This is a genomic window from Buttiauxella sp. B2, assembly GCF_006376615.1.
Lineage (GTDB): Bacteria > Pseudomonadota > Gammaproteobacteria > Enterobacterales > Enterobacteriaceae > Buttiauxella.
In genome coordinates, this window is sequence record NZ_VEXQ01000005.1 from 153,260 (window position 1) to 170,164 (window position 16,905).

Below are 16,905 nucleotides of genomic sequence, written 5' to 3' on the forward strand. Positions count from 1 at the left end.
AAGGATTCTGGAAATGTCTCGCAAATATATTTTGGTTGTTGCAGTTGTTGCAGCCCTCTCCTCTTTCTCCGCTTTTAGTAACGGTATCAATAGCTTTTCACAAGCCAAAGCGGCTGGCGTAAAGGTTAACGCCGATGCACCAGGCAGCTTCTATTGCGGATGCAAAATTAACTGGGAAGGTAAAAAAGGGGTTCCCGACCTTCAGTCCTGCGGCTACAAAGTACGTAAGAATGAAAACCGTGCATCACGCATTGAATGGGAACATGTCGTCCCGGCCTGGCAGTTCGGCCATCAACGTCAGTGCTGGCAAGATGGAGGTCGGAAAAACTGCGCCAAAGACCCGGAATATCGCAAGATGGAAAGCGATATGCACAACCTGCAACCTGCTGTAGGTGAAGTGAATGCTGACCGTAACAACTTCATGTACAGCCAGTGGAATGGTGGCGAAGGCCAGTACGGCCAATGTGCAATGAAAATAGACTTCAAAGAAAAGGCTGCAGAGCCACCAGCTCGTGCTCGTGGTGCTATCGCCCGCACCTACTTCTATATGCGTGACCAATACCAGATAAACCTCTCCCGCCAGCAAACTCAGCTGTTTGAGGCATGGAATAAACAATATCCGGTCACAGCCTGGGAGTGTGAACGTGATGAGCGCATTGCCAAACTACAGGGCAATCATAACCCATACGTGCTACGGGCTTGCCAGGCACAAAACAGCTAACCTACACTAGCGGCAATTGTTTAACACAGTGCTGCTTTTAATCCCCGCGCACCAAAGGCGTGGGGAAACGCCGGCCTTCAGAAACTGGACTCTAATTTTCATGCGAATCCCCCGCATTCATCACCCAGATTTACTCACCATCGGCCAGGATGTGGCACTTTGTGAAGATGCTGCTAATCATGTGGGCCGTGTGCTGCGCATGGGTGCAGGCCACGCACTGCAGCTATTTGACGGCAGCAATCAGGTCTTTGACGCAGAAATTGTGCAGGCTGATAAGAAAAGCGTCCGCGTAAAAATTCTTGCGGCGAACATTGATGACCGTGAATCGCCACTGCATTTGCATCTTGGCCAGGTCATGTCCCGCGGTGAGAAAATGGAGTTCACTATTCAGAAAGCCGTCGAACTCGGCGTGAATGTGATTACACCTTTGTTTTCTGAACGCTGTGGCGTAAAACTGGATGCCGAGCGCTTGAATAAGAAGCTCTCGCAATGGCAGAAAATTGCTATTGCGGCCTGTGAACAATGCGGTCGCAATATCGTACCGGAAATTCGCCCAGCAATGGACCTTGAAGACTGGTGTGCTGAAGTGGATAACAGTTTAAAGCTGAATCTGCATCCCCGCGCCAGCGCCAGCATCAACACTTTGCCGCAACCTGTTGAACGAGTTCGGCTGTTGATTGGCCCTGAAGGCGGTTTAACAGCTGATGAGATTGCCATGACCGCACGTCATCTGTTTACTGATATTCTGTTGGGACCTCGCGTTCTACGTACTGAGACTACCGCGCTCACCGCCATTACCGCGCTACAAGTGCGATTTGGTGACCTGGGCTAAAGGAGAAAAAATGATCAAGCTCGGCATCGTGATGGACCCCATCGCAAACATTAACATCAAGAAAGACTCCAGTTTTGCCATGCTGCTGGAGGCACAGCGCCGTGGTTACGAACTGCACTATATGGAAATGGCAGATCTGTATTTGATCAACGGTGAAGCGCACGCACGCACTCGCTTGGTTACTGTCGAGCAGAACTACGATAAGTGGTACGAATTTGGTAGCGAGCAAGATATCCAGCTTGCCGATCTCGACGTGATTTTGATGCGTAAAGATCCACCATTTGATACTGAATTTATCTATGCGACCTACATTCTTGAGCGCGCAGAAGAGCAAGGCACACTGATCGTTAACAAACCGCAAAGCCTGCGCGACTGTAACGAAAAGCTATTCACCGCCTGGTTTGCGGATTTGACTCCAGAAACTCTGGTAACGCGCAACAAAGCTCAACTTAAAGCGTTCTGGCAAAAACACGGCGACATTATCCTCAAACCGTTGGACGGTATGGGCGGCACTTCAATCTTCCGCGTTAAAGAAGGCGACCCTAACATCGGTGTCATTGCTGAAACGCTGACTGAACTCGGTAATCGTTACTGCATGGCGCAAAACTATCTGCCGGCGATTGTCGACGGCGACAAACGTGTTCTGGTCGTTGATGGCGAACCCGTACCGTACTGCCTGGCACGCATTCCGCAAGGCGGCGAAACCCGTGGCAACCTGGCTGCCGGTGGTCGTGGTGAACCGCGTCCACTGACAGAAAGCGACTGGGAAATTGCCCGCCGCGTTGGCCCTACGCTCAAAGCGAAAGGGCTCATTTTTGTTGGTCTGGATATTATCGGCGACCGCCTGACTGAGATTAACGTCACCAGCCCTACCTGTATCCGCGAAATCGAAGCCGAATACCCGGTATCGATCACTGGTATGCTGTTTGACGCTATCGAAAATCGTCTGGCTAAATGATCCTCATGAGCGGGACTCGTCCCGCTCAATAGTGATAAACTGACTATTCTTCGCGCGTTAAATGCCGCTTTTTCAACCGGGACCATAACCTCTGACAATGAATTTACAGCATCACTTTCTAATTGCCATGCCGGCGCTCCAGGACCCTTTGTTTAAGCGTGCCGTCGTTTATATCTGCGAGTACAACGACGAAGGCGCAATGGGGATAATCATTAATAAACCCCTCGAAAACCTTCAGATTGACGGTGTTCTGGGAAAACTGAAAATCGAACCTGAACCTCGTGACCCAGCTATTCGCCTTGATAAACCAGTATTTATTGGTGGCCCACTGGCGGAAGACCGTGGTTTTATTTTGCATTCACCGCCAGACTGTTTCACATCAAGCATCCGCATTTCTGATGACACCGTGATGACCACTTCCCGCGATGTGCTCGAAACCATTGGCACCGCAAAGCAACCAGCGGATGTGATTGTCGCGCTCGGTTACTCTTCCTGGGAAAAAGGCCAACTGGAACAAGAGATTTTGGACAACGCCTGGCTAACCGCACCAGCAGATGCATCCATTATTTTCCACACCCCAATTTCTGAACGCTGGCGTGAAGCCGCGAAATTAATCGGGATAGATATCTATAATATGCCAAGTGAAGCGGGGCATGCTTGATGAGCAGTGGAACATTGTTATCCTTTGATTTCGGCACCAAAAGCATTGGTGTCGCCATTGGCCAACGCATTACAGGTACCGCACGCCCATTGACTGCGATTAAAGCGCAAGATGGAACACCAGACTGGAACGTCATCGAGAAAATCCTTAAAGAGTGGCAACCTGATGAAGTCATCGTTGGCCTACCGCTCAATATGGATGGCACAGAGCAACCGCTCACCGCCCGCGCCCGTAAATTTGCTAACCGCATACATGGTCGTTTTGGTGTAAAAGTCTCTTTGCAGGATGAGCGTCTTAGCACCGTTGAAGCACGCGCAGGATTGTTTGAGCAAGGCGGTTTCCGCGCCCTGAACAAAGGCAGTATTGACTCAGCCTCAGCCGTTATCATTCTTGAAAGCTGGTTTGACTATAATCCGTAGTTAGGGTCATTCTCGTTTCACCCTCGGCATTGAGAGGGTGAAAGACATGCCATTAGCGCCGCCTCACTCTGAGCAAAACTCCGCATGCCATGCTGTTGCCCAGTTTGTATCAACCCTGGTAACTGATGTGTTTTTCCTTCACGTATAAGACTTGCCACGGCGGGTGTATTCACCAACAGCTCATACAGCGCTACCCTTCCGCCGTTTGTGTCTGGCAGTAATTTTTGCGCCAGTACTGCGTTTAAGCTGCCAGCCAGTTGGCTGCGCACCATATTTTTCTCTTCAGCGGGAAAAACATCGACCAGCCGTTCCACAGCTTGCGCCGCACCGCGTGTATGAAGTGTCGCCAGTACCAGATGCCCTGTTTCTGCGGCAGTGAGCGCAAGACGTATGGTTTCGCTGTCACGCAATTCCCCCAGCAAAATCACATCCGGGTCTTCGCGTAGTGCCGCGCGTAAACCTGCGGCAAAAGAGCGGCAATGTTCACCAGGTTCGCGCTGCTGAATCAAACAACGTTTCGAGTGATGAACAAACTCAATGGGATCTTCCAGGGTAATAATATGCCCATCAAGTTGATGATTAAGATGATCCACCATCGCCGCAAGCGTGGTGGATTTACCGCTGCCAGTGGCACCGGTCACCAGAATCAGGCCGTCTTGAGATGCCAGTAATTCAGGAACTATCGCAGGCACGTTTAGCGCCTCGAGTTTTGGGCAATGAGAAGCCAGCAATCGTAAGGCGATTGAATACCCTTGCCGCTGGCGAAAAGCATTAGCACGTAGCCGTACTCCCTCTTTGAGGGTAATAGCAAAATCTAACTGCCCAGCCGCTTCCAACTGTTCTCGTTGTTCGTTGGTAATCCAGGTATCCAGCAATGTTTCTGGCGCTGGTGCGCATTCAGGTAGAGGTTCAAGCCGTCCTTGCCTGCGCCAGCGAGCAGGAAGCTGTGCACACAGGTGTAGATCAGAGGCGTTATGCTTTACACTAAGGGCCACAATTTCTTCGATATCCATATCACTTTCCAACCTATGAACGAGATAGCGCACAATCTGGCACAGGTTCAGCACAAAATCTTAGCGGCGACTGAACGCTGCGGCCGTGCTCCAGAAGAAGTTACATTGCTTGCAGTAAGTAAAACAAAGCCTGTAAGCGCCCTCGCAGAAGCGATTGCTGCCGGGCAGCGAGCTTTCGGTGAAAACTACGTGCAGGAAGGCGTGGACAAAATTCGTTACTTTGCTGAAAACGGTGAAGAAGCACTGGAGTGGCACTTTATTGGCCCATTGCAGTCGAACAAAAGTCGTCTGGTTGCAGAGCATTTTGACTGGTGCCACACCGTCGATCGTTTGCGCATTGCAACCCGTTTAAGCGAACAGCGTCCGGTTGAACGGCCACCACTTAACGTGCTGATTCAAATCAATATCAGTGATGAACAAAGCAAATCAGGTATTGCACTGAGTGAGCTTGAAACGCTTGCTTCGGATGTTGCCGCTCTGCCCGGTTTGGTATTACGAGGTTTGATGGCTATTCCTGCCCCTGAACCTGATTACGAGCATCAGTTAGCGGTTTGCCAGAAAATGGCAGCGGCTTTCGAGTTGCTCAAAAACCGCTATGCAACGGTTGATACGTTGTCCCTGGGCATGACCGATGACATGGACGCCGCGATTGCCGCTGGCAGCACCATGGTGCGCATTGGAACCGCTATTTTCGGCGCGCGGGATTACTCCGCTCGTTAATCATTAAATTTTGAGGAACGCCATGCTGACGTTGACTTTCCTGGTCAAAACACTGATTGAACTGTATGTGATGGTGCTGTTGATTCGCATCTGGATGCAGTGGTCGCGTTGTGATTTTTACAATCCTTTTGCACAATTTATCGTCAAAATTACTCAACCGATTGTCGGTCCACTTCGCCGCATTATTCCGTCCATCGGGCCGATTGATACTTCATCTTTGTTGGTGGCGTTTATCCTCGTCACACTGAAATATCCGTTGCTACTGCTGATTCAGGTAGGCGCTTTGTCTCTTGACCCTATGAACCTACTGGTCGGCCTGTTATCGCTGCTGAAGTCCGCAGGCTCACTGGTATTCTGGGTGATCATCATTCGTTCTCTGATGAGCTGGATTAGCCAGGGACGCAGCCCGGTAGAGTATGTATTGATGCAACTGACTGAACCGATGATGGCACCTATTCGCCGTATTATTCCGGCCATGGGCGGCATTGATTTTTCCGCAATGGTGGTGATTTTAATTCTCTATATGCTGAATTATCTCGGTATGGATTTGTTCCCGGGGCTTTGGTATTTGCTGTGAGTGCAGTAAGCCAAACCGCAGATGGGCTGGTTTTACGGCTGTTTATTCAGCCTAAAGCCAGCCGCGATAGCATTATCGGGTTACATGGCGACGAGCTAAAAGTCGCCATCACCGCCCCGCCGATAGACGGCAAAGCCAACGCTCATCTGGTAAAATATCTGGCTAAACAGTTCAAAGTCGCCAAAAGCCAGGTGTTGGTTGAAAAAGGTGAGCTAGGCCGCCATAAGCAAATTAAGATTATCAACCCGCAACAAATCCCGACGGAAGTCGCGGCATTGCTTGATTAATTATCGAATTTCACAGGATTTTCTCATGATGCAAAAAGTTGTCCTCGCGACGGGTAATGCCGGTAAAGTGCGTGAACTCGCTGATTTACTGAGCGATTTTGGCCTGGACGTTGTCGCGCAAACCGAATTAGGCGTGGAGTCTGCTGAAGAAACTGGCCTGACGTTTATCGAAAATGCCATTCTGAAGGCTCGCCATGCGGCGCAAGCCACTGGAATGCCTGCCATTGCTGATGACTCCGGTCTGGCGGTTGATGTGCTGGGCGGCGCTCCTGGGATTTACTCTGCACGTTTTTCAGGCGTTGATGCCACGGATCAACAGAATCTGGAAAAGCTGCTGGTTACACTGAAAGATGTGCCGGATGAACAGCGCAAGGCGCGTTTCCACTGTGTGCTGGTGTATATGCGTCATGCGGAAGATCCAACGCCACTGGTATGTCACGGAAGTTGGGAAGGCCAGATTACTCGCGAAGCAGCAGGTGCTGGTGGCTTTGGCTACGACCCAATTTTCTTTGTCCCAACCGAGGGCAAAACCGCAGCAGAACTCACTCGCGACGAAAAACGTGCCATCTCTCACCGTGGACGAGCGCTAAAACTGTTACTGGAAGCAATGAAAAATGGCTAATTTGCCACCACTGAGTCTCTATATTCACATCCCGTGGTGCGTGCAGAAGTGCCCCTACTGTGACTTCAATTCTCATGCACTTAAAGGCGACGTTCCACACGACGAGTATGTTGCCCACTTGCTGCGCGATCTGGGTAACGACGCGCCAATGGCACAAGGACGTGAAGTAAAGACCATCTTTATTGGTGGCGGTACACCTAGCTTGCTTTCAAGCGAGGCGATGCAAACGTTGCTCGATGGCGTGCGTGCACGTCTGCCGGTGGCCGCAGATGCAGAAATTACGATGGAAGCAAATCCAGGCACTGTCGAAGCCGACCGTTTTGTTGGCTACCAACGTGCTGGTGTGAACCGTATTTCCATCGGTGTGCAGAGCTTTAGCGAGACAAAACTCAAACGTCTGGGCCGTATTCATGATTCTGGTGAAGCGAAACGTGCGGCCAATCTGGCAAACGGATTAGGTCTGCGCAGTTTCAACCTGGATTTGATGCACGGCTTGCCGGATCAGTCGCTTGAAGAAGCGCTGGACGATTTGCGCCAGGCAATTGACCTCAATCCACCGCATCTTTCCTGGTATCAGTTGACGATTGAGCCGAACACCTTGTTCAGCTCGCGCCCACCCAAATTACCGGACGACGACGCGCTGTGGGATATTTTCGAGCAAGGCGACAAATTACTTACCGCTGCGGGTTATCAGCAATACGAAACCTCAGCCTATGCAAAACCGGGGTATCAGTGCCAACACAACCTTAATTACTGGCGCTTTGGCGACTATCTGGGTATTGGTTGCGGTGCGCATGGCAAAGTGACGTTTGAAGACGGGCGTATTGCGCGCACCGCTAAAACACGCCATCCACGCGGCTATATGGAAGGGAAATATCTCGACCGCCAGCACGATGTGGAACAAGTCGACAAGCCGTTCGAGTTCTTTATGAACCGCTTCCGTTTGCTGGAAGCCGCACCACGCAATGAATTTAGCCGGTACACAGGGCTCGATGAGGCGGTGATTCGCGCGCAGTTAGATGAGGCGATTGCTAAAGATTACCTGGTAGAAACGCAAGAATACTGGCAGATAACCGAGCACGGTAAGCTGTTCCTGAACTCGCTGTTGGAGCTGTTTTTGGCAGAATAAATAGAAGGTGGATATTGGCTAATCCACCTTCTATTCAACTTAAATATTCTTCACTCTACTGGTCAAAATCAGCGCCAGCACTGAAAGCCCGGCAATCAACCAGTACACTGAATGGTGCCCGAAACTCTCCGCCAGTGTCCCTTGTAAAACCCCAGCTAAAATCACGCCCGTCGAAATACTATTGGTAAATAGAGTGGTCGCTGAACCCGGTCTGCCGGGCATTAAATCCTGGAACCACAACATGCCGATACCGGCGACAATGCCAATGAATACCGCGTTAAATAGCTGCAGTAACAGCAGCGCCGTTCGGCTATGGAACAGAATCAGCCCTACGTAAAACAACACTCCAGCCGCAACCGCTATCACCATCATGCGGCGCTTTCCAAAACGTTTCACGTAGTAGCCCGCAAGGATCATCGCGGGGATTTCAAGCCCTGCCGCCGTTCCCATTAAAAGGCCAGCGAGTGACTCTGGCAGCCCTAAGTCACTGCTCACCCATAACGGCATATCAATGATGTACATGGTGTTACAGGTCCACATCAACATCGATGCGATAAACAACATGCGTACATTTTTATCTTTCCAGCCGCTGACCTGAGTCAGCGCCACATCAGCAGGCTGTTCAATCCTGTTTACCGATGGGAGAGCGAAGAAAATTAGCGCCAGCGAGATAACGAATATCCCCGCAGCGATAAGAAACATGGTGGTGAAGCCGTAATTTAGCGCCAGCATGAACGATAGCGGCGGGCCAATAACCCAGGCAAGCGACAACTGCGCACGCATTATCGAACTGAACATCACCACTTCACGCGCGGAACTGTCGGCATATTCACGGGCAAGGGCAAAAATTTGCGGCATTGCCGTGTTAGCGATTGAAGCGAACATGACGCCAATGGTAATTAACGTCAGATAATGGCGGTTAAAAGCGAACAAGATGCAGTTTGCCACGGCCATTGCACAGCAAACCATAATCAGCTTACGTCTGTCGCCCCGGCTATCTGAACGTTTTGCCAGCATCAGGCTGACCATAATACCGGCTATTGCATTGACGGTGTAAAACAGCCCGACCCAGAACGGTCGCACTTGCACTTCACGCGTTAAAAACAGGCTAAGAGTGGGTGCCTGAAGTGCACCAGCAATCCCCATCATAAAAGCCACTGCCATAAATGCAGCGTATACCGGATTGAGGCGTCGTCCTTTTGTCAGAAACCAGGCCATGCAATGAGATCCTTTTGCTCGAGCGGATGATAAATGTGCAAGCCGTCCACTATACCCTAAATAATTTGAGTTACAGGCAACACCCCTACAGCTCGAAGTATGACGGGTATAAAAAAGCCAGCAGTAATAATCTGCTGGCCAGGTGAACATCACCAATTCTCAGTCACACATGATGTATACCCAAAATAATTCGAGTGGTGGGTAGGCGGCAAACTTACGAATCCCCAGGAGCTTACTAAAGTAAGTGACTGGGTGAGTAAGTGCAGCCAACACCCCCACAACTTGAAGTATGACGGGTACGGCGAGTTAGTGCTTCCCGGTCACTGGAGAGGTTATCTCCCACTGCATCAAGTCTTCGAGCACCCTCAGACGTTGCGCCGCTGTCAGGCGGGCCAGCCATCCAGCAGAAACACTTTGTGTTGCGGCAAAATACTGTTGATAAAACTTAACAACTGGCGACCGTTTCATATACACCTCCTCGCTTTCATCGTTGATAATTATTGGCGTAATATGAGGAAAGTTAAATTGATGAGTTTCTGTCGGGAGTTCCTCTTTTCTACCCTTTAGCCGCTAGCGGCAAGAGAGGGAGTCCTCGAAGCTTACTTGAGTAAGTAACTGGGGTGAGTAAGTGCAGCCTACACCCCCGCAACTTGAAGGATGAAGGGTATATGTCGAGTGGTCGTCTGCAACAACAGTTCATCCGCCTGTGGCAATCCTATGAAGGCAAGCCGCAAGAAACGACGTTAAATGAATTGGCCGAACTGCTGAATTGTTCCCGCCGCCATATGCGTACGTTACTCAGTGCAATGCAGGATAATGGCTGGCTAAGCTGGAAAGCTGAGGCCGGGCGTGGCAAGCGATCAAAGCTTGAATTTCTGTACACGGGCCTTGCGCTTCAGCAACAGCGAGCAGAGGATCTTCTCGAACAGGATCGTATTGATCAGCTGGTGCAGATCGTTGGAGATAAAGCCGCGGTGCGCCAGATGCTAATTTCCCACCTCGGGCGCAGCTTCCGCCAGGGGCGGCATATTCTGCGCGTGCTTTACTATCGCCCACTGCTAAATCTTCTACCTGGGTCAGCATTACGCCGTTCAGAAACCCATATTGCCCGCCAAATTTTCAGCGGGCTAATCCGTATAAATGAGGAAAATGGGGAACTGGAAGCGGATATAGCGCATCACTGGCAACAAATTTCCCCATTACATTGGCGTTTTTATCTTCGCCCAGGCATTCATTTTCATCATGGCCGCGAGCTGGATATGCTGGATGTGATGACATCATTGCAGCGTATTAATACGCTGCCGCTTTACTCGCACATCACGCAAATCACTTCGCCCACCGCCTGGACTCTGGATATCACCCTTTCACAACCAGACAAATGGCTTCCCTGGCTGCTTGGCTCCGTTAACGCGATGATTTTGCCACGTGAGTGGCAGACATTGAGCCATTTTGCCCGGCAGCCAGTGGGATCCGGCCCGTATTCTGTGGTGCGAAATAACAATAACCAGCTGAAGATTCAGGCTTACGACGATTACTTTGGTTATCGCGCACTGATAGATGAGGTGAATTTCTGGGTGCTGCCGGAAATTGGCGAGGAAGTCAGTTGCGCCGTGCAACTGTCCGGTATGCCAGACAGCGAAAAAGCCGTCGAAAGCCGCCTTGAAGAAGGGTGTTACTACATTTTATTTGATTGCCGTTCAAAATCTGGAGGCAACGGTGAAGTGCGTCGCTGGCTCAGCCATGTTCTGGCACCTATTCATCTACTTTATAGTACGGGTGAACAAAACCAGCACTACTGGTTCCCGGCTTACGGTTTACTGCCACGCTGGCACCACACACGCCCACAGTCAGCGCTTGAGAAACCTGCCGGGCTTGAATCCGTGACGCTGACGTTTTATCGCGATCATGTAGAACACCGGGTTATCAGTAAAGTCATGGAGAAGCTGCTGTCTCGCCATGGCATTAAACTTATCGTGCAGGAAGTCAGTTATGAGGAGTGGCATCAAGGTGATGCTGAGAGCGATATTTGGCTCAACAGCGCGAACTTCACCCTGCCGCTGGAGTTTTCACTCTATTCTCATCTTTATGAAGTGCCACTGATTCAAAAGTGTATTGCGATTGACTGGGAAACAGATACCCGTAAATGGCATAACGGAGAACTTTCTCTGCCCGAGTGGTGCCAGAAACGCGTTGAAAACAATGAAATTTTACCGTTAATCCACCACTGGCTGCGCATTGAAGGGCAGCGCAGTATGCGTGGCGTGAGAATGAACACATTGGGATGGTTCGACTTTAAATCCGCCTGGTTTGCGCCACCTGAACCGTAATCCTTTCGAAATATTCACAAAGTCACTACAATGCACGCGTTCTCAACGGGGTGCTAAGACGAAAGTCTGGCTGAGATAATACCCGTCGAACCTGATCCGGATAACGCCGGCGAAGGGATTTGGGGCTCAATTCTCAAAGTCCTTTGCCACCCCTAATCCCAAGAGGTGCAAAGTGTTCAAAAAATTCCTGCCGTTACTGGCGCTCATCGCAGCCCCTGTTTTCGCAAAACCCCTGCTGACTGTTTACACCTATGACTCCTTCTCCGCCGACTGGGGTCCAGGCCCTGCGGTGAAAAAATCCTTCGAAGCTGACTGCAATTGCGAACTGAAATTCGTCGCACTGGAAGATGGTGTTTCTTTGCTTAACCGTCTACGAATGGAAGGTAAAAATAGCAAGGCTGATGTCGTTCTGGGCCTGGATAACAACCTGCTGGAAGCAGCAGCGCAAACCAAGCTGTTTGCACCGAGCAATGTGGATACAAGCGCTCTGAAAATCCCTGGCGGCTGGAATAACAACACCTTCGTGCCATTCGATTACGGCTACTTCGCCTTTGTGTACGACAAAAACAAACTGAAAAACCCACCAAAAAGCCTGAAAGAACTGGTTGAAAGCGACCAAAAATGGAAGGTGATTTATCAGGACCCACGCACCAGTACGCCAGGTCTGGGCCTGCTGCTGTGGATGCAAAAAGTGTATGGCGATAAATCGCCAGAAGCGTGGCAGAAGCTGGCGAAGAAAACCGTCACTGTCACCAAAGGTTGGAGCGAAGCCTATGGCCTGTTCCTGAAAGGAGAAAGTGATTTAGTCATGAGCTACACCACCTCTCCGGCGTACCACATTATTGAAGAGAAGAAAGATAACTACGCGGCGGCGAACTTCAGCGAAGGGCATTATTTGCAGATCGAAGTCGCGGGCCGTTTAGCCTCCAGCAAACAACCTGAACTTGCTGAAAAGTTCATGAAATTCATCACTTCGCCTGGTTTCCAGGACACAATCCCAACCGGTAACTGGATGTATCCGGTTACTGATGTGAAATTGCCTGAAGGTTTTAACGGCTTAGTCAAACCGCAGACGACGCTGGAATACAGCGCCCAAGACGTTTCTAAACAACGCGCAAACTGGATCAGCGAATGGCAACGCGCAGTCAGCCGCTAATCCCCGGCTGGCTGTTCCCAGGGCTATTTGCTTCCACACTCGTGGTGGTTGTAGCCCTGGCGGCTTTTATAGCGCTGTGGTTTAACGCACCGCAAACTGATATCAGCGCGTTGGTGCTGGATAGCTATTTGTGGCACGTGCTGCGTTTCTCTTTCTGGCAGGCGTTTCTCTCGGCCATCCTTTCAGTATTCCCGGCGATCTTTCTTGCCAGGGCACTTTACCGCCGCCGTTTTCCTGGCCGATTAGCGTTATTGCGTCTTTGCGCCATGACGTTGGTTTTACCGGTATTAGTAGCCGTATTCGGTATTCTTACGGTTTACGGGCGCGAAGGTTGGCTGGCCTCATTGTGTGCCAGACTGGGATTCGAGTGGGCATTCTCGCCGTACGGTTTAAAAGGCATTTTATTAGCACATGTCTTTTTCAACATGCCGATGGCGACACGTCTTCTACTCCAGGCGTTAGAAAACATCCCCAGCGAACAACGCCAGGTTGCCGCACAGCTTGGAATGCAGGGGTGGAATTTCTTCCGTTTTGTCGAGTGGCCATGGTTGCGCCGCCAGATCCTTCCGTCTGCCGCGCTGATTTTCATGCTCTGTTTCGCAAGCTTTGCCACCGTGCTTTCTTTAGGTGGCGGGCCGCAAGCAACCACCATCGAACTGGCTATTTTCCAGGCGCTAAGTTACGACTACGATCCCGCTCGTGCAGCATTGCTCGCTTTGGTGCAAATGGTTTGCTGTTTGGGTCTGGTACTAATGAGCCAACGCCTGAGCAAAGCGATTCCTGTTGGTATCAGCCAAATGCAAGGCTGGCGTGACCCGCAAGATAACTTGCGCCGCAAACTGTGCGACGGGCTGTTAATTTCACTCGCACTGTTGCTGTTATTACCCCCACTTCTGGCAGTGATCATTGATGGTATCAATAGTGGATTTAACACGGTGTTGTCGCAGCCGATTCTTTGGCAAGCACTGTTCACCTCATTAAGAATTGCCGTGGGTGCCGGATTAATCTGCGTGGTCATCACGATGATGTTGTTGTGGAGCTCACGAGAATTGCGCCTGCGGAACCGTGCATTAGCCGGCCAAGCGCTGGAACTGAGCGGCATGTTAATTCTGGCGATGCCAGGTATTGTGCTGGCGACCGGCTTTTTCCTGCTGCTCAACAACACCGTAGGCTTACCGCAATCGGCAGATGGCATTGTGATTTTCACCAATGCGCTGATGGCTATCCCTTACGCGCTGAAAGTACTGGAAAACCCAATGCTGGATGTCGCAGAACGCTATAACAAACTGTGCCAGTCGCTGAATATTAGCGGCTTAAACCGACTGCGCTACATTGAATTGCGTGCCCTCAAACGCCCACTGGCGCAGGCGCTGGCTTTTGCCTGTGTGCTGTCGATTGGTGATTTTGGCGTAGTGGCGCTGTTTGGTAATGATGATTTCCGCACACTACCGTTTTATCTCTATCAACAAATTGGTTCATATCGCAGCCAGGATGGGGCCGTAACCGCCTTGATCCTGCTGATACTATGCTTTGTTTTATTCACATTGATTGAAAAACTTCCGGGACGCCATGCTAACGCTGACTGATGTAACCTGGCTATATCACCATTTGCCGATGCGTTTTTCGATAAAGATTAACGCCGGAGAACGCGTTGCGGTACTGGGACCGAGTGGGGCGGGGAAAAGTACGCTGCTCAGTTTGATTGCCGGTTTTCTGGCACCCGCCAGCGGGCGGATTATGCTGCATGGCGACGACCACACCCGTACCGCTCCGGCGCAGCGTCCGGTGTCGATGCTGTTCCAGGAGAACAATCTTTTCACGCATCTGACAGTGCGCCAGAACATTGGTTTGGGGCTCAATCCCGGGTTAAAACTCAATGCCGTGCAACAACAGCGCCTAACAACGATTGCCAGCCAAATGGCGATTAGCGATTTACTCGACAGACTGCCATCGCAACTTTCCGGCGGCCAGCGCCAGCGTGTCGCCCTCGCCCGCTGCCTGGTGCGCGAACAACCTATTTTACTGCTGGATGAACCGTTCTCGGCGCTGGATCCGGCGCTGCGCCAGGAAATGCTCCAGTTGCTTGATGACCTGTGCCGCCTGCAACAGCTGACGCTGTTGATGGTTTCACACAGTATTGAGGATGCGGCGCGAATTGCGCAAAAATGCCTGGTGGTGGTCGACGGCCGTATCGCCTGGGATGGTGACACGGCCACGTTATTGAGTGGAGAAGCCAGCGCCTCTGCACTGTTAGGTATCAGCCGTTAAGCGTGGCTGGTGAGCACTTTCCAAAGAATGCTGCGATAAATCGGCATTAACGGGTGCATTTGAATCGCAACAAAACTGCCCACTGCCAGCACAGCCATTAATGGCGCTAACCAATGCAACCGCGCACGTGGTAAGTACTGAGTTAAGCGGTCGGTGCTTGCTTTGCCGCTACGCCACCAGCGCCAGCAAAGCCACGCCGCCAGCCAGATAGCCAAAGCCACCAGCAGCAAAAGCCATTTAAAGCTGCTGCTTTGCATATCCGCAGGAATATCAATCGCCGCCCCCGCCAGAATCCCCGGTAAGAAATAGATAGGAGGCCAAAAGATACAGCCGATAATATTCGGGATGATAAATTTAGAAACGGGGAGATCTAACATGCCTGCGACCATGGGTACCAGCGGGCGCGTCGGGCCAACAAAGCGGCCAACCAAAATGGTAAACATGCTGTGCTGGTGTAACGCATGCTCGGTTTTATCCAGCAGCGCTTTGTTCTTTTTCATAAACGACCAGCGATGCAATGGCCCTTTAAAGCGTCCCCCAAGCCAGAACGAAATCCAGTCGCCCAGCAAACAACCGATAATCCCCGCAGCCCAGGCGTGATAAAACCCCACCTGGCCGCCGCCAATCAGCGCACCAAGCCCCGCCATCATGACTGTGCCAGGAAGAATCAGCCCGACCAGCGCCAGTGATTCCAGAAAGGCCACCAGCATCACCGCAAAGAGCGAGTACGCCACTGACTGAGTAATAAAGTGTTCCAGCAAAGCTTCCATAAAGCATCCGTCGAGAAACGAGTGGGCGATTCTCCTGAGTGAGTATCAAGCCGTCAAGACATCATTTGTATGAATCAATTATAGATACTTAAGTCATTCTAGCTGTATCGCGGCGGCAAGAGAGCGAGTCCCGATGCGCTTACTAAAGCAAGTGATTCGGGTGAGCAAACGTAGCCAGCAAAGAAACTGCTTGAAGTACGAAGGGTATAGTTATTCACAACCCGCACGAAACTCACTCGGGCTGGCGCCTGTACACTTCTTAAATACGCGCGAGAAATAGAGCTGATCTTCAAAACCGACATTGCGACCTACGCTTGCAATTGGCATGCGGGTGGTGCTCAGCAACAGTTTTGCCTGAAGAATACGCTGATCCTCACGCCAGCTTAAAACGCTGACTCCAAGCTGCTGACGGAACAGATGTGACAACCGCGAAGGCGATAAACAAACATGCTGCGCGACGCTGGCAATATCAAAATGGTTGTCAGCCAGATGGTCGCTAATGTACTGACAGGCATCGCGGACACGGTTATCGAGCGGTGGATTAAGCGAGGCACTTAATACCTCCATTCGCCGCAACAGCAACTGCTCTAATAGGTTAATCGCCAGCAATTCTGCATAACGCCCTTCCGCCTGCCCGGCTTCAATAATTTGGCCAAACAGCTGGGAAAAACTTTGCTGATGAGCGTCATCCGGGCGGAAAAATCCGGTGTGAGCGAAGATAGGATCCCAGTTTAACCATTCCTGCCAATATGCCCGTGGGCGGAAGTATACCCACTGGTGATACCACTCTTTGCTGTCTGGAGCACGGCCATAGTGATGCACTTCCCCCGGAGGAAACAGCAATATATCGCCCGGGCGACAGACGTAATTTTTCCCCTGGTTATTGATAACGCCTTCACCACGAACCGTTAAATTCAGAATGTAACCTTTCATCCCTAAAGGACGGTCGATGAAAAAATCCAGCGGCCCTTCGGCTTCAATTGGCGTTAGCCCCGCAACTAAATGGGCATTAAAAGAGTAACCCGGTAACAGGGGATCATTTTGCATTTCAGGCATCATCAAGCTCGCTATTCAATTGGGATAACAGGAACAATTTGTCCATATCCATGTCACTCATCACCAGAGCCGTACTGTCGAAACAACAAACAGCCCGATTTTCATCATAAAGCCGCAATTTACCTGAACCTATGCTTTTTATCTGGCAAGCGAAGGGATTTCTGAAGATAA

The 16,905-nt window shown here is 50.9% G+C and carries 19 protein-coding genes and 1 riboswitch; of the genes, 14 read left to right on the top strand and 5 right to left on the bottom strand.

Annotated features, from left to right (window positions below):
- The first annotated feature begins 13 nt into the window (after positions 1-13).
- The 5 genes from endA (at position 14) to ruvX (ending at position 3,591) form a co-directional block, all read left to right on the top strand.
- Positions 14-721, top strand: a complete 708-nt coding sequence (gene endA, locus FH968_RS08465) for a deoxyribonuclease I (RefSeq protein WP_139878706.1) — start codon at positions 14-16, stop codon at positions 719-721.
- A 100-nt stretch (positions 722-821) separates the two neighbouring features.
- On the top strand, positions 822-1,553 hold the full coding sequence (rsmE, locus tag FH968_RS08470) for a 16S rRNA (uracil(1498)-N(3))-methyltransferase (protein ID WP_139878707.1): 732 nt from the start codon (positions 822-824) through the stop codon (positions 1,551-1,553).
- Between the two features lie 10 nt (positions 1,554-1,563).
- Positions 1,564-2,511 carry a glutathione synthase gene (gshB, locus tag FH968_RS08475; protein WP_139878708.1) on the top strand — a complete coding sequence of 316 codons (948 nt, stop codon included), beginning with the start codon at positions 1,564-1,566 and terminating at the stop codon, positions 2,509-2,511.
- A 97-nt stretch (positions 2,512-2,608) separates the two neighbouring features.
- The gene (locus FH968_RS08480) at positions 2,609-3,172 is read left to right on the top strand and encodes a YqgE/AlgH family protein (protein ID WP_139878709.1); all 564 of its coding nucleotides are present in this window, start codon (positions 2,609-2,611) and stop codon (positions 3,170-3,172) included.
- Positions 3,172-3,591: a Holliday junction resolvase RuvX gene (gene ruvX, locus FH968_RS08485; protein WP_139878710.1), complete on the top strand. Its 420-nt coding sequence runs from the start codon at positions 3,172-3,174 to the stop codon at positions 3,589-3,591. Before FH968_RS08480 ends, ruvX begins: the two co-directional genes overlap by 1 nt.
- Positions 3,592-3,608: 17 nt before the next feature.
- Here ruvX and FH968_RS08490 read toward each other — a convergent pair whose 3' ends face one another.
- Positions 3,609-4,604, bottom strand: coding sequence for a type IV pilus twitching motility protein PilT (locus tag FH968_RS08490; protein WP_139878711.1), 996 nt, complete (start codon positions 4,602-4,604; stop codon positions 3,609-3,611).
- A 15-nt stretch (positions 4,605-4,619) separates the two neighbouring features.
- On the opposite strand from FH968_RS08490, the gene FH968_RS08495 reads away from it, so the two are divergent.
- The 5 genes from FH968_RS08495 to hemW are packed head-to-tail and all read left to right on the top strand — an operon-like array spanning position 4,620 to position 7,939.
- Positions 4,620-5,324 carry a YggS family pyridoxal phosphate-dependent enzyme gene (locus FH968_RS08495; protein WP_139878796.1) on the top strand — a complete coding sequence of 235 codons (705 nt, stop codon included), beginning with the start codon at positions 4,620-4,622 and terminating at the stop codon, positions 5,322-5,324.
- Between the two features lie 22 nt (positions 5,325-5,346).
- Positions 5,347-5,901 carry a YggT family protein gene (locus FH968_RS08500; RefSeq protein ID WP_139878712.1) on the top strand — a complete coding sequence of 185 codons (555 nt, stop codon included), beginning with the start codon at positions 5,347-5,349 and terminating at the stop codon, positions 5,899-5,901.
- On the top strand, positions 5,898-6,188 hold the full coding sequence (gene yggU / locus FH968_RS08505; protein ID WP_139878713.1) for a DUF167 family protein YggU: 291 nt from the start codon (positions 5,898-5,900) through the stop codon (positions 6,186-6,188). The genes FH968_RS08500 and yggU overlap by 4 nt, the downstream gene beginning before the upstream one ends.
- Positions 6,189-6,216: 28 nt before the next feature.
- Entirely contained in the window at positions 6,217-6,810 is a 594-nt protein-coding gene (locus FH968_RS08510; RefSeq protein ID WP_139878797.1) for an XTP/dITP diphosphatase, read from the top strand.
- Positions 6,803-7,939 carry a radical SAM family heme chaperone HemW gene (hemW, locus tag FH968_RS08515; protein ID WP_139878714.1) on the top strand — a complete coding sequence of 379 codons (1,137 nt, stop codon included), beginning with the start codon at positions 6,803-6,805 and terminating at the stop codon, positions 7,937-7,939. Before FH968_RS08510 ends, hemW begins: the two co-directional genes overlap by 8 nt.
- A 39-nt stretch (positions 7,940-7,978) precedes the next feature.
- Here hemW and FH968_RS08520 read toward each other — a convergent pair whose 3' ends face one another.
- Positions 7,979-9,157, bottom strand: a complete 1,179-nt coding sequence (locus FH968_RS08520) for a sugar efflux transporter (RefSeq protein ID WP_139878715.1) — start codon at positions 9,155-9,157, stop codon at positions 7,979-7,981.
- Between the two features lie 306 nt (positions 9,158-9,463).
- Positions 9,464-9,625, bottom strand: coding sequence for a glucose uptake inhibitor SgrT (gene sgrT / locus FH968_RS08525; protein ID WP_139878716.1), 162 nt, complete (start codon positions 9,623-9,625; stop codon positions 9,464-9,466).
- A 200-nt stretch (positions 9,626-9,825) separates the two neighbouring features.
- On the opposite strand from sgrT, the gene sgrR reads away from it, so the two are divergent.
- The 4 genes from sgrR (at position 9,826) to thiQ (ending at position 14,908) form a co-directional block, all read left to right on the top strand.
- The gene (gene sgrR, locus FH968_RS08530; protein WP_139878717.1) at positions 9,826-11,484 is read left to right on the top strand and encodes an HTH-type transcriptional regulator SgrR; all 1,659 of its coding nucleotides are present in this window, start codon (positions 9,826-9,828) and stop codon (positions 11,482-11,484) included.
- Positions 11,485-11,520: 36 nt separating this feature from the next.
- A riboswitch (TPP riboswitch) is annotated at positions 11,521-11,620 on the top strand.
- Between the two features lie 36 nt (positions 11,621-11,656).
- Positions 11,657-12,640: a thiamine ABC transporter substrate binding subunit gene (thiB, locus tag FH968_RS08535; RefSeq protein ID WP_139878718.1), complete on the top strand. Its 984-nt coding sequence runs from the start codon at positions 11,657-11,659 to the stop codon at positions 12,638-12,640.
- Positions 12,616-14,226 carry a thiamine/thiamine pyrophosphate ABC transporter permease ThiP gene (gene thiP, locus FH968_RS08540; RefSeq protein ID WP_139878719.1) on the top strand — a complete coding sequence of 537 codons (1,611 nt, stop codon included), beginning with the start codon at positions 12,616-12,618 and terminating at the stop codon, positions 14,224-14,226. Before thiB ends, thiP begins: the two co-directional genes overlap by 25 nt.
- Complete coding sequence (gene thiQ / locus FH968_RS08545) at positions 14,210-14,908, top strand: thiamine ABC transporter ATP-binding protein ThiQ (protein ID WP_139878720.1); 699 nt, start codon at positions 14,210-14,212, stop codon at positions 14,906-14,908. Before thiP ends, thiQ begins: the two co-directional genes overlap by 17 nt.
- On the opposite strand, the gene FH968_RS08550 is transcribed toward thiQ, so the two are convergent.
- Complete coding sequence (locus FH968_RS08550; RefSeq protein WP_139878721.1) at positions 14,905-15,678, bottom strand: DedA family protein; 774 nt, start codon at positions 15,676-15,678, stop codon at positions 14,905-14,907. The genes thiQ and FH968_RS08550 overlap by 4 nt on opposite strands.
- Before the next feature lie 210 nt (positions 15,679-15,888).
- Positions 15,889-16,734 (bottom strand): arabinose operon transcriptional regulator AraC, encoded by an 846-nt coding sequence (araC, locus tag FH968_RS08555; protein ID WP_139878798.1) that lies wholly within the window; start codon positions 16,732-16,734, stop codon positions 15,889-15,891.
- Positions 16,735-16,905 lie beyond the last annotated feature (171 nt).